Source organism: Halalkalibacter kiskunsagensis (genome assembly GCF_037027555.1).
Classification (GTDB): Bacteria; Bacillota; Bacilli; order Bacillales; family Bacillaceae_D; genus Halalkalibacter; species Halalkalibacter kiskunsagensis.
Window position 1 is genome coordinate 1 of the sequence record NZ_JAXBLX010000029.1, and the last position, 13,767, is coordinate 13,767.

14 protein-coding genes are annotated in these 13,767 nt (G+C 39.5%); all 14 read right to left on the reverse strand.

Annotated features, from left to right (window positions below; translation table 11 throughout):
- Positions 1 to 343: 343 nt before the first annotated feature.
- Positions 344 to 1,843: a lysine--tRNA ligase gene (lysS, locus tag SLH51_RS16280; protein ID WP_335962488.1), complete on the reverse strand. Its 1,500-nt coding sequence runs from the start codon at positions 1,841 to 1,843 to the stop codon at positions 344 to 346.
- A gap of 128 nt (positions 1,844 to 1,971) precedes the next feature.
- Complete coding sequence (gene dusB / locus SLH51_RS16285; RefSeq protein WP_335962421.1) at positions 1,972 to 2,976, reverse strand: tRNA dihydrouridine synthase DusB; 1,005 nt, start codon at positions 2,974 to 2,976, stop codon at positions 1,972 to 1,974.
- A gap of 5 nt (positions 2,977 to 2,981) precedes the next feature.
- The gene (locus SLH51_RS16290) at positions 2,982 to 3,206 is read right to left on the reverse strand and encodes a helix-turn-helix domain-containing protein (protein ID WP_335962422.1); all 225 of its coding nucleotides are present in this window, start codon (positions 3,204 to 3,206) and stop codon (positions 2,982 to 2,984) included.
- Complete coding sequence (gene folK / locus SLH51_RS16295) at positions 3,122 to 3,685, reverse strand: 2-amino-4-hydroxy-6-hydroxymethyldihydropteridine diphosphokinase (RefSeq protein WP_335962423.1); 564 nt, start codon at positions 3,683 to 3,685, stop codon at positions 3,122 to 3,124. The genes SLH51_RS16290 and folK overlap by 85 nt, the downstream gene beginning before the upstream one ends.
- Positions 3,685 to 4,044: a dihydroneopterin aldolase gene (folB, locus tag SLH51_RS16300; protein ID WP_335962424.1), complete on the reverse strand. Its 360-nt coding sequence runs from the start codon at positions 4,042 to 4,044 to the stop codon at positions 3,685 to 3,687. The genes folK and folB overlap by 1 nt, the downstream gene beginning before the upstream one ends.
- On the reverse strand, positions 4,037 to 4,849 hold the full coding sequence (folP, locus tag SLH51_RS16305; RefSeq protein WP_335962425.1) for a dihydropteroate synthase: 813 nt from the start codon (positions 4,847 to 4,849) through the stop codon (positions 4,037 to 4,039). Before folP ends, folB begins: the two co-directional genes overlap by 8 nt.
- A complete protein-coding gene (gene pabC / locus SLH51_RS16310; RefSeq protein WP_335962426.1) occupies positions 4,846 to 5,712 on the reverse strand; it encodes an aminodeoxychorismate lyase in 867 nt (288 codons plus the stop codon). Before pabC ends, folP begins: the two co-directional genes overlap by 4 nt.
- Positions 5,697 to 6,293, reverse strand: coding sequence for an aminodeoxychorismate/anthranilate synthase component II (gene pabA, locus SLH51_RS16315; protein ID WP_335962427.1), 597 nt, complete (start codon positions 6,291 to 6,293; stop codon positions 5,697 to 5,699). Before pabA ends, pabC begins: the two co-directional genes overlap by 16 nt.
- 13 nt (positions 6,294 to 6,306) lie before the next feature.
- Positions 6,307 to 7,764 carry an anthranilate synthase component I family protein gene (locus SLH51_RS16320; RefSeq protein ID WP_335962428.1) on the reverse strand — a complete coding sequence of 486 codons (1,458 nt, stop codon included), beginning with the start codon at positions 7,762 to 7,764 and terminating at the stop codon, positions 6,307 to 6,309.
- Positions 7,765 to 7,833: 69 nt separating this feature from the next.
- Positions 7,834 to 8,490, reverse strand: coding sequence for a DUF421 domain-containing protein (locus tag SLH51_RS16325; RefSeq protein WP_335962429.1), 657 nt, complete (start codon positions 8,488 to 8,490; stop codon positions 7,834 to 7,836).
- Between the two features lie 180 nt (positions 8,491 to 8,670).
- Positions 8,671 to 9,597: a cysteine synthase A gene (cysK, locus tag SLH51_RS16330; protein ID WP_335962489.1), complete on the reverse strand. Its 927-nt coding sequence runs from the start codon at positions 9,595 to 9,597 to the stop codon at positions 8,671 to 8,673.
- Between the two features lie 99 nt (positions 9,598 to 9,696).
- Entirely contained in the window at positions 9,697 to 10,572 is an 876-nt protein-coding gene (gene hslO / locus SLH51_RS16335; protein ID WP_335962430.1) for an Hsp33 family molecular chaperone HslO, read from the reverse strand.
- Between the two features lie 15 nt (positions 10,573 to 10,587).
- Complete coding sequence (locus SLH51_RS16340; protein WP_335962431.1) at positions 10,588 to 11,352, reverse strand: type III pantothenate kinase; 765 nt, start codon at positions 11,350 to 11,352, stop codon at positions 10,588 to 10,590.
- A gap of 383 nt (positions 11,353 to 11,735) precedes the next feature.
- Positions 11,736 to 13,742: an ATP-dependent zinc metalloprotease FtsH gene (gene ftsH, locus SLH51_RS16345; RefSeq protein WP_335962433.1), complete on the reverse strand. Its 2,007-nt coding sequence runs from the start codon at positions 13,740 to 13,742 to the stop codon at positions 11,736 to 11,738.
- Between the last annotated feature and the right edge of the window lie 25 nt (positions 13,743 to 13,767).

Genomic DNA, 13,767 nt, shown 5'->3' on the forward strand with positions numbered 1-13,767 from the left:
TTACTAAATTGCTAAACATTGACGAGAAAACATGTTTCTCTATTTCGCTTGGCTTTTGTTCAGTTTTCAAAGAACTAATTTGTCGTTTCACAGCGACTTTCATATATTAACAAAACCAAGGAGGATTGTCAACACTTTTTTAAAAACTCGTAAGTCGTCTTGGCGACAAGGAATAATATATCATCTACTAAAACTAATTGCAAGGCTTTTTCAGAAAAAAGTTGATATAAATTAAAGCAGTTGTTCAAAAAGGAAAAACACAATCTTTTTGAACAACCTCACAAAACTCATGATTCCTATCATGCTAGAGATTAACAACCGCCCCTAATATCAACAATATACTTTATTCACCTTGCTCACGATGGCGCATTTGCGGGAATAATAATACGTCTCGGATAGATGGTGAATTGGTTAAAAGCATCACTAATCGATCAATCCCGATTCCAAGCCCACCTGTTGGCGGCATTCCATACTCTAGCGCTTCAACAAAATCTTCATCCATCATATGAGCCTCATCATCACCTTGCTCGCGCTCAACAAGTTGTTGCTCAAAACGACCACGTTGATCGATCGGATCATTTAACTCAGTAAATGCATTCGCGTGCTCACGACCAACGATAAACAATTCAAACCGATCGGTGAAACGAGGATCTTCTGGATTCTTTTTTGCTAATGGCGATATTGCCAATGGGTGCCCATAGATAAACGTTGGTTGAATAAGCTCTTCCTCTACAAAGTGCTCAAAAAACTCATTTACAACATGACCATATGTCATCGTTTCTTTTACATGAACGTTATGTTCCTTCGCAAGGGCTCGCGCCTCTTCGTCACTCATTTCCTTCCAGAAATCTACACCTGTCTTATCTTTAATCGCATCAACCATATGAACTCGTTTCCACTTCGGTTCTAGGTCCACTTCGTATTCACCGTACGTCACAGTCGTCGTACCCAACACTTCTCTTGCAATATGCGCGACCAACTCCTCTGTTAATTCCATAATATCAAGGTAGTCAGCATAGGCTTCATATAACTCAATCATTGTAAACTCCGGGTTGTGACGTGTTGACACACCTTCATTACGGAAGACACGGCCAATCTCATAAACTTTTTCCAAACCACCGACAATTAAACGTTTCAAATGTAATTCAATCGCAATACGCATATAAAGAGTCATGTCTAACGCATTATGATGCGTAACAAACGGACGAGCTGAAGCTCCACCAGCAATTGAATGCATTGTTGGTGTTTCCACTTCTAAATAGCCTTTGGAATCCAAATAACGACGCATTGATTGGAGAATTTTACTACGTAATACAAATGTATCTCTTACTTCCGGGTTTACAATAAGGTCAACGTAACGTTGACGATAGCGCTGCTCGATATCTTTTAATCCATGAAATTTATCTGGTAGTGGACGAAGTGATTTCGATAACAACTCAAACTTTGTAACTTTAATGGAGAGTTCACCAACTTTTGTTTTAAAAGCTGTCCCCGTTATCCCAACAAGATCACCAATATCAATTGTATTAAACAAATCATACTGATCATCACCGACTGCATCTTTCCGAACATAAATTTGTACTTGTCCAGTTAAATCTTGAATATGAGCAAATCCTGCTTTCCCCTTGCCACGCTTTGTCATAATACGTCCCGCAAGTGTAACCTCATGTCCTGCCTCATCAAGTGCTTCTTTCGATTCCTCTCCAAAAGACACAGTCATTGACTTTGCTGTATGCGACCGTTCAAATCGCCCTCCAAATGGGTCTTGCCCTTGTTCCTGTAACTTCGCCAATTTTTCCCTACGTACTGCCAGCTGATCATTTAACTCAAGTTCTTGAGCCATTTGCACATCATCTCCTCTATTATCTATTCCATTCATCGAGTAGCTCGTTATATGTAGAAAAACTGCCAGCGTATCACACTGGCAGCATTATAATTACAAACGAATTATAGTGAAGTACATCAGAAAAGTCAAACAACACTTGATTGTTGTTCGGCCATCCGTACTTCTAACTCATCAACAAAAGTATATAAAGTATCTGCTACATTGTCCCTTGTTTCAAAGCTATTAATTTTTTCACGAACACGACCATTGCCTCGCATGCCTTTTAAATACCACGCTGCGTGCTTTCTCATTTCACGAACTGCTACACTCTCACCTTTTAGCTTAATGAGACGATCTAAGTGGATCATACAAACATCAATTTTTTCACGAGGTGTTGGTTCATCTGCTAATGTACCATTTTCTAAATATTGAATCGTTTGATATAACATCCACGGGTTCCCAAGCGCAGCACGCCCGATCATAACACCGTCCACTCCAGCTTCATCTAACATACGACGCGCTTCCTGGGGGGTTGTCACATCACCATTTCCGATAACAGGAATGTTAACAGCACCTTTTACCTCTTTAATGATGTTCCAATCTGCTTTGCCTTCATACATTTGCACACGTGTTCGACCGTGTACAGCAACTGCACTACCTCCTGCACGTTCAACCGCACGAGCATTTTCCACCGCATATACATGGTCAGCATCCCAACCAATACGCATCTTAACCGTGACAGGCTTATCAACTGCATCAACAGTTGCTGCTACCATTTCATAAATCTTATTTGGATCAAGCAACCACTTAGCTCCTGCATCACATTTCGTAATCTTTGGAACAGGACAACCCATATTAATATCAATGATATCAGCATTCGTATTTTTATCTACGAACTTGGCCGCCTCTACAAGTGTTTCCTTTTCACCACCAAAGATTTGTAAGCTTAATGGTTTTTCACGTTCATCTACGTATAACATACTTAGAGACTTTTCATTTTGATGCAAAATCGCCTTATCACTAACCATCTCTGCACAAACTAAACCTGCACCAAACTCTTTTGCTATTAAACGAAATGCCGGATTACAAACACCGGCCATCGGTGCTAGAACTACTTTATTTTTCATTTCGATATCGCCAATTTTCAACATACTACTCACCTCCAAATAGATAACCTTTCATCAGGTATTAAGTCATGCTTTGGCACTTGTAACACAGACGTCATCTTCTCGATCATCGAATCAGTAGCAAGACGATTGCCACGCTCGACTTCTCCTAACACAGAGACAGACATCCCTATTTCTTTTGCAAATTCTTCTTGCGTATATCCTTTGAGCTTTCGATAGGCTCGAATTTTTCTTCCGTTGTTTCTGGATTCCATATCGTTACCCCTTCTTTATCCGGTAATTCATCATAGATCTCTTGAATGGTTTGTCCGAGATGCTTTGCATACAAATTTGGATGGATTTCCTTTAGCGGAACAATCACAAATGCTCGCTCCCACATTCTCGGGTGGGGGATCGATAGGTTCTCCATCATCATATTCTCTTGGTCAAACAGCAAAATGTCAAGATCAATTGTTCGTGGTCCCCACCTAATATCTCGTTCACGCCCGCAATCACGCTCGATTGACTGGGTTACCCCCAATAATTCCCACGCGGAAAGTGCTGTCTGAATATACACAACCATATTTAAAAAAGACTGTTGATCAACATACCCAACGGGTTCCGTTTCATAAATAGACGAACGTTTCACAACTTGTATATGTTCCTCTGCACGTAAAAGCTCGATTGCTTTCTCTAAATAATCGTATCGATCACCAATGTTAGATCCTAACGCAATATAGACATCGTGTTTCATCAGCGCGACCTCGTGATTTCTATCGCAACCGATTGGTAATGACCAGGTATAGGTGGATCAGGCTTAATAACTTTCACCGTACACTCTTGCAACCGGTCATATTGAGTCAGAAGTTCACTAGCAATGGTTTCTGCTACAGATTCAATTAGTTTAGAAGATTGGCCTTCAACAATCGTTTTAACGCGATTATACACATCACCGTAATTAATCGTTGCATCTAACTCATCTGTTGCTCCTGCTTCTGTTAAATCCAAATGTAAAACTAGATCAACAATAAAACGCTGGCCGAGTTTCTGCTCTTCTTGAAATACACCATGATATCCGTAAAAGGCTAGTTGATTCATATAAATTTTATCCATGAGTCATCTCCTTACCGGTCAAGGCATCCATCATCTTAGCCATCCGAAACATTTCTTTCACATCATGAACTCTCATGATATGACACCCTTTCATAATACCATAACATACCGTTGCACCTGTTCCTTCAACTCGTTCATCAACTGGTAACTGAAGAGTCTTTGCAATAATCGACTTTCTGGATGTTCCTAGTAAAACAGGATAACCCATATCAACGATTTGATGTAAATTTCTCATTACCTCGAGATTTTTATCATGTGTTTTCGCAAATCCAATACCAGGATCAAGGATGATGTTTTCTTTTGACACTCCTCGGCTTGTGCAAATTTCGATACTCTCTTCTAAATCCTTTAAAACATCTTGCATTAAATCTGTATACGTTTGATCTACGCGGTTGTGCATCAAGATGATCGGAACATGTAAATCAGCTGCCACATCGGCCATACGGTTATCCCATTTAGCTCCCCACACGTCATTAATAATCGATGCTCCAGCCTCAATTGCTCGTTTCGCCACTTCTGGTTTATACGTATCAATTGAGATGGGCACAGAAATTTCTTTCGCTATTTTTTCAATAATCGGCACTACTCTTCTAATTTCTTCTGCTTCATCCACCATTTCCGCACCAGGTCTTGTTGATTCCCCGCCAATATCAATGATATCAGCACCGTCTGCAACAAGTTGCTTTGCACGTTCAACAGCTCGCTTCTCCTCATCATACTTTCCGCCATCAGAAAACGAGTCTGGTGTAAGGTTTACGATCCCCATAATTAATGTCCGCTTCTTGTTTAGTAACTCTTGAATCATGTTGTGCCTCCATTCAATTCTGAACTGCTCCATAACCGCTCTCTGTAAAACGCTATCAGTCTCCTTAACTCACAAGCAATCAATTGTTCTCCACTATACAGCTTGTCACTAAGAGAATGTAAGGAGACAACCTCTTGTATCGAGTTTGTAATAAACGCTTCATCTGCATTCAAGACATGATCAGGTCGAAAGAAGCCGATTTGATACGGAATGTTCTTACGCTCTAGTAAAGAGAGAACAAACTGCCTCATAATTCCGTCCAATATCCCCGTCTTTACACTCGGGGTAAACACAATGCCTTCTTTTACCCAAAATAAATTGGAGACGATCCCTTCCGCAACAAATCCTGCCTCTGTTAGAAAAATCCCTTCATCATTACTAGTATCTCCTAATTCTCGTTTAGCCAAAACGTTATTTAAATAGTGATGGGATTTTAAACGAAACTCTCCTTCAGGTGTGTTTCGTTTAGTTGAAAGAATTCTAGCACTTTTTGAGATGACACTTTGTGTAGGCAGTGGCTTCATATAAACAATCGTTGTTGGATTTGTGTATTCTCCTGTATACAACCCAAGTTCATTTGGACCAGCTGCCACATTCCACCGTACATAAGCACTTTCAAGTTGGTTCGCCAAAAGCAATGCTTGAATCACTCCAACGATCTCTTCTCTTTTCATCGACCATTTGATACCAAGAGTCGCGAGCCCCTCCTGCAAACGCTGAAAATGGTCATCCAGTAAAAATGGATGACCATGATCAACGCGGAACGTTTCAAACAGACCAAGACCGTACATATATCCATGATCAAAAGCAGAAATGGTAGCTTCCTCTTTGCTTACGACCTGGCCATTTATATAGACGAACACGTTGAAGTCTCCTTGCCATACGTTTCAACAAAGTTTCGTAGAAGTTGCTTTCCCGCTTCCGTCATAATAGACTCTGGGTGAAATTGAACGCCTTCAATTGGAAGATCACGATGACGAATCGCCATTATTTCTCCTTCATCCGTTTCTGCTGTTACAACAAAGCAGGCAGGTAACGTTTCTTTCTTCACAATAAGAGAATGATATCTCGTTGCTGTCAGTGGCTTGGGCAAGCCTTTGAAAATCGTTTCACCATCGTGATGAATATTTGATGTTTTTCCGTGCATTAATCGTTCAGCTCGGATGACATCGCCGCCGAATACTTGGGCGATGGACTGATGCCCGAGACACACACCAAAGATCGGAATTTCCCCCGCAAAATGCTTAATTGTTTCTAGACTAATTCCTGCTTCATTTGGGCTTTTCGGTCCTGGTGAAATCATAATATAATCGGGTTGTAGCTCTTCTATTTCTGCTAATGTAATCTGGTCATTCCGTTTAACAATAAGTTCATGCCCCATCTCCCCTAGGTATTGAACAAGATTGTACGTAAATGAGTCATAATTATCAATCATTAAAATCATATTCTTCTCCTCCTCAGCTCAATCTAACAATCGTTTTTCTCATCTCTTCTTCACTAGTCTCTAATGCGTGCCAAAGTGCTCTTGCCTTTTTTAAAGATTCTTTGTATTCGTTGGATGGGATCGAATCAATCACAATTCCTGCTCCTGCTTGAACATGAGCTTGTCCATCTTTGCAAACCATCGTCCTGATAGCAATATTTAACTCCATATTCTCATCAAATCCAATCCAACCTATAGAACCAGTATAAATCCCTCTGCGAACTGGTTCAAGCTCTTCTATGATTTCCATCGTTCTTACTTTTGGAGCCCCAGTTATTGTTCCTCCAGGAAACGTTGCTCGAATCACATCATACAGGTCATATTTATCATCGGCTAATGTTCCTTTTACATTTGAAACAATATGCATGACATGTGAGTACTTCTCTATCACCATCAGTTCATCTACTTCGACCGATCCATAAGCAGAAACACGACCTAGGTCATTCCGCTCTAAATCAACAAGCATGACATGCTCCGCCCGTTCCTTTTCGTTATTAATTAAGGTCGAAGCAAGCTCTTGATCCTCTTTGTCATCCTTGCCGCGAGATCGAGTTCCAGCAATCGGCCTTGTACTAAGCTCCGTTCCATCTTTTTTCACAAGTAACTCTGGAGACGCACTTACAAACTGAAAGTCAGGTGTTTGAAAGTAACTCATATACGGAGAAGGATTCACTTGTCTTAATACTTCATAAACATGAGCCGGTTCTGTTGTTAATGGCTTTGATTGTCGAACGGACAAATTAACTTGAAACACATCTCCACGGGCAATATATTCTTTAATTTTTTCAGCCGCCGCGCAAAAGGCCTCTTCTGAGAGAGAAGCAAGTTTTCCATCCTTTTTTAAATAGGAATTCTTTGTTCTCTCGTTTTGATACTCATCTTCGTTAAGCCATTGTTTAACATAATCATCTATTCTTTTTTCTAGAGCATCACTTTCTGTGGTACGTCCATGAACGATGATCCACATCACCTGCTTCTCGTGATCATACACAAAGACATCATCAAAAAGCATAAAGTATAAATCAGGAAGCGCTAAATCATCATCTGCTATTTTAGGAAGCTTCTCAACTTCCCTAACAATATCATAGGAGAAGTAGCCAATCGCTCCTCCTTGGAAAGGAGGTAACTCCGCTATTGTTGATTGATAATAGGGAGAAAGAACTTCTTTTAAACTCTCAAGTAACGGTCCTTTTTTTTCTTCTACTTTACCGTCCATCTCAAAAGTTAAGCAATTAGATTTCCCTGATATAATAGCAAAGGGCTTTAAGCCGATAATGCTATAACGACCTCCTCTTCCACTTTCTAAGAGGACATGCTTAGGCTCACAAGCAGCTAGTTGTCGGTACCGAGTAAACCATACGTTATGATCAAGAGAGAAAGACTTCACCCTTTTTATACGATTCTGTTGCAACTCCTTCACTCCTGTCTCCATTCCTTTTCGTCTATTTTACATGAGAATACTCATTTGGGCCAAACACAAAATGAAACCTTCACCTTGTACCTAACGATTAATTGTCTTCTTATCCTTTTCTTCAATAAAGAACTGCCCCTTCATATAACTACAATAAAAAATATCTTTTATTTGACTATATCCCTTTTTTGCTAGCTCAGATAACAACCATTCCTTTGTTCTTTTAATGATAACTAGATGTTCTTCTTGAATAACCCCGTCCTGAATTAAAGGCAGTGTGAAAAGAGAAGTATTTTCGTCTTTTGTAAATATGGATAAATTTCCTGATCTCTCCAAAATAGCAAAATCAACTTCTCGTATATCGGAAATTCCTTTTTCTCGTAATTGGAATAGTACATCATCGAGGTTATAGCGTTGCTTTCTCATATTCGTCTGGTTCATTTTCCCATATTCAATAATCATGATTGGTCTACCTTCAATGAGATCTCGAAATTTTTGATTTTTTAAGCTAATCGTAGTAAGCGTCATTTGAATAAAAATCAACAAAAATATTGGCGCTAACCCTCGTGCCATTGACACTTCTGGATCCTCAATCGCAATAACTGCTAACTCCGCTATCATTAACGAAACAATAATATCTAGTAAACTCAGTTCTCCTAATTCCTTTTTTCCCATAAATCTAAAAAACGTTAGAATGATGATAAACACGATAACCGTTCGAAGTAAAATAATAATTATTTCACTCACTTTAAGATGCCCCTTTCACCTTCTAATCGCTTTTATTCTTCCCTTCACCAAGAAAATAAATGCAGGAACGACACTTCATTTTCGTTAATATCCTTAGGTTAAAGCCTTTAGATTCCTCTTTTTGTGCTAATAAAAAAGAAGGCTATGAGTCCTCACTCATAACCTCCTTATTAATAATTATTAATCTTCAAATTGATAAAGTGGTGTACTTAAGTAACGCTCACCGTTTGAAGGAATAATTGCTACTACTTTCTTACCAGGTCCAAGCTTTTCAGCAAGTTTCAAAGCTGCAGCAATTGCTGCACCGGAAGAAATGCCTCCTAGAATTCCTTCTTCACGAGCTGCACGACGAGCATATTCAAACGCTTCTTCTGTTGAAATTTGAATGACTTCATCATAAATTTCTGTGTCTAAAATTTTCGGTACAAATCCAGCACCGATTCCTTGGATTTTATGTGGTCCAGGATTTCCACCTGAAAGTACAGGCGAATCTTGTGGCTCAACTGCCGCAATGTGCACGTTCGGGAAATGCTCTTTTAGCAAACCACCTGCACCTGTAATTGTACCACCAGTACCGATACCTGATACAAATCCGTCAATTTGACCGTCAACTTGCTCAAGAAGTTCTTTCCCTGTTGTATTACGGTGAATTTCTGGGTTTGCTTCATTTTCAAACTGTTGTGGCATGAAGTAGCCTTCTTCTTTTGCTAACTCTGTTGCTTTACGAATTGCTCCACCCATTCCTTCTGGACCTGGAGTAAGAACAAGTTCAGCTCCATATGCACGTAATAGGTTACGACGCTCTAAACTCATTGTCTCAGGCATAACAAGCTTTGCTTTATATCCCTTTGCAGCTGCAACCATTGCTAGACCAATACCTGTGTTACCACTTGTCGGTTCTACAATTGTAACTCCCGGCTTTAATTTACCAGATTTTTCAGCAGCTTCAATCATCGCTAGACCAATACGGTCCTTTACACTGCTACCTGGATTCATGAATTCTAATTTCAAATAAATATCAGCATGTTTTTCAGATACAAGACGATTAACTTTTACTAATGGTGTTTGTCCGATAAGATCAGTAATTGAATTTACAACCTTCACAATAACGCCTCCTCAATCCCTAGTAAATTTATTGGTTTTATATAAATTATAATATCAGACGTTTTCTGATAAGTCAATCAACATGTTACAATTTTCCTATTTTCATGCTTGTTCTAATAAGTCTTTTAACTCGTCAGCAGTCAGCTTGTATGTTTCGTTACAAAAATGACAAACCGTTTCCGCCCCTCCATCTTCATCAATCATTGCTTGAATCTCTTTTTTCCCTAAACTAATGATCGCATTTTCTACTCGCTCCTTTGAACAGCGGCATGAAAATGTGATTGGTTGTTTGTCTAGGAACTTCACATTGTCATCACCTAATAGAGCTTGTAACATTTCCTCAGGAGGCATCCCCGCTTCCACTAGTTTGGATATAGGAGGGATTGATGCTAAACGCTTTTCAATTTCTTCAATTACATCGTCATCAGCACCTGGCATTAATTGAATAATGAACCCGCCTGCAGCCAAAATCGTATTATCGGGATTCACAAGTACACCAACCCCAACAGACGATGGTGTTTGTTCAGAGGACGCAAAATAATAAGTGAAATCTTCTCCAAGTTCCCCTGATACAAGCGGAACACTTCCTGTAAAATGGTCTTTTAATCCTAAATCCTTTACAACTGATAAATACCCATTAGTACCAACAGCTCTAGCTACATCTAACTTCCCTTGACTATTTAAGTCAAAATGGGTTTGAGGATTAGTAACATAGCCTCTTGTTTCTCCTTTAGTATTTGCATCAATAATAATTTTGCCAATAGGACCTTGCCCTTCAACTTTCACCGTGAGCTTAGAATCACCTTTAAGCATCGTTGCCATCATCGTACTTGCCATCATTGCCCGTCCTAGTGCAGCTGATGCCGTTGGCCACGTCCCTTGTCTTCTAACTGCCTCATTAACCATATTTGTTGCTACAAGTGAATATGCTCGTACTTTGCCTTCAAATGCCGTTGCTTTTATTAAATAATCTTCCATTTTTACTTCCCATCCTTACAAGTTTTTTTCATAAATCATTTGTAATCCTTTTAACGTTAAGAACGGTTCAACTATATCAATTGTTTCCGTCTCTGACGCAATTAACGATGCCATCCCACCTGTTGCAATAACCGTAGGAACCTTTTTTGCTTGTGCTTTCATTCTATTTACAATTCCATCAACCTGACCGACGTATCCATAAAAAATGCCTGCTTGCATCGCGTGTACTGTATTAGTCCCTAGTACATTCTTTGGTTTTGCTATTTCAATTCTTGGAAGTTTGGAAGCCCTTGTATAAAGCGCCTCTGTTGAAATGGAGATTCCTGGAGATATCGCACCACCCATGTATTGACGCTCCTCGTTAATATAACAGTACGTCGTCGCCGTTCCAAAGTCGACGATAACCAAAGGACTTCCATATAACCCAATAGCAGCAACTGCATTTACAATACGGTCAGCTCCCACTTCTTTCGGGTTATCATATTTAACATTTAACCCGGTTTTAATACCAGGACCAATAATCTTTGGTTTTAACCCGAAATACTTTTTACACATTTGTTCAATCGTATACATAATCGGCGGGACAACCGAAGAAATAATTATTCCTTCAATCATGTCAAAAAAGATACCCACATGGTCAAATAAACCTTTAAGGGACATCGCCCATTCATCTTCTGTCTTTTGACGACTTGTGGCAATTCTCCAATGATATTTTAATTCTTTACTCTCATAAAGCCCCAGTCCTATATTCGTATTTCCAACGTCCACTGCCATTATCATATGTATTCACCACCAGCTTTCCCTGATCCTTTAAATAGCCTTCTCTATTATTTATAAAATAGTAAGTGATTTTAGGCAATAAACCATATTTATCGATTCGTGTATATTAGTAAAAACTTGGTTTTAGACAACCCTTATTATAAAACATCACTTCTTATTATGCTCTTAATTGCACTTTTCGACCCGAATCCCTTGCTTACTTATAAAAAACTGCAGAGCTTTTTTTCTAAAATACAATGAGCAGCGTATAAATCGATTGCCACTCTTGAGTAAGCTTTCATACTTATTTGAATCCCAATTCACTCATATTTTATAAACGGGTTATCTTTATTTTTTAAAAAAATAGAGATACAAATCATATGATTTGTATCTCTATAATGTTGCTACTCATCTTTTTTCTTCTCTTCTGTAGAAGGTTGATCATCTTTATTGACATTGTTGTCATCGGAATCCTTTTCGTCATCCTTTTTAGAATTGATCGTCACCTTCATATCGGAATCAGCAACAGGTTCATCCCTACCATCCATGTATTTATTCGTATGGTGGTTATCAGGAAGCTTGCCTTCGTTAATTAGCGATTGAATCTGTTCAGCGTCAAGCGTTTCTAGTTTCAATAATGTCTCTGCGACAAGATCTAAACTCGCTTTGTTTTCTGTTAAGATTGACTTACAGCGCGCGTAGCACTCTTTAATAATACGTTGTACTTCTAAATCAATCTCGTGAGCTATCGCATCACTGTAATTTTGTTCATTTTGAATATCGCGACCAAGGAATACTTGACCACCAGAGTCTCCTGAACCAAACTGCATCGGTCCAAGTTTTTCACTCATTCCATATTCCGTAACCATCTTACGTGCAATGGCTGTAGCACGTTGGAAGTCATTGTGAGCACCTGTACTTACCTCACCAAACTGTACTTCCTCAGCGACTCGACCACCGAGTAACCCAATAATTTTATCAAGTAATTCTGGCTTGGTCATAAAGTAACGATCTTCCTTAGGAAGCATGACAGCATAACCACCAGCCATTCCCCTTGGGACAATTGTTACTTTATGAACCATATCAGCACTCTCAAGTTTCACACCAACGACGGTATGTCCAGCTTCATGCCAAGCAACAATATTTTTCTCTTTCGGAGAAATCACGCGACTTTTCTTCGCCGGACCGGCAATTACTCGGTCAATCGCTTCTTCAACGTGGATCATATTGACTTTTACTTTATTGTTTCTTGCCGCAATTAAAGCAGCTTCATTTAATAAGTTTTCAAGGTCAGCACCAGAAAAACCTGGTGTACGTTCTGCAATAGCTCTTAAATTCACGTCATCATCTAATGGTTTATTACGAGCATGTACTTTTAAAACATCTTCACGCCCATTTACATCTGGACGATTCACTTGAATTTGACGGTCAAAACGACCTGGACGTAGTAAGGCAGGGTCAAGAATATCCGCACGGTTTGTTGCCGCGATAATAATAATTCCTTCATTTGCACTAAAACCATCCATTTCAACTAGTAACTGGTTCAATGTTTGTTCACGCTCATCGTGTCCTCCACCAAGCCCAGCACCACGTTGACGACCAACTGCATCAATTTCATCAATAAAGATAATACACGGAGCATTTTTCTTCGCATTTTCAAAAAGGTCACGTACACGAGACGCACCGACACCGACAAACATCTCCACAAAATCAGAACCACTAATAGAGAAGAATGGCACACCAGCTTCACCTGCTACTGCACGTGCAAGTAACGTTTTACCTGTACCAGGAGGTCCAACAAGTAAAACACCCTTTGGTATGCGCGCGCCTATTGCTGAGAACTTACGCGGGTCTTTTAAAAATTCTACCACTTCAACAAGCTCTTGCTTTTCTTCATCAGCCCCAGCTACATCATTAAATTTCGCTTTCTTCTTATCATCGCTCACCAACTTCGCTTTGCTTTTCCCAAAGTTCATGACTCGACCACCGCCACCTTGGGCTTGGCTCAACAAGAAGAAAAATAAAATAAAGATAATGACGAAAGGAATGATCGATGTAAAGAACGTTACCCAACCACTTGCCTCATCAGCTGGTTGAATATCTACACCTAATGCAACTCCACCTGGACCTTGTGCATTGTAAAGCAACTCTGCTGATTGTTCACTTTGCAATACATATGTTTCAAAGTATTCACCTTCATCTTGGTCAGTAAATTGTCCTCGTACTAGATAAACTTGACGTACCGGCTTAGCAGAAAGCTCACGAACTTCACCTCGTTCAAGCCTTTCAGTGAACTCTGTAAATGTAACATTTTCTGTTTCTGTTTGATCCGTACTAAAGACATTCACAATTCCAATTATCACCAGAAAGATAAGTAAATAAAAGATGGTATTACGAAATATACGATTCATTCTTGACCTCCTCCCACGACAATAC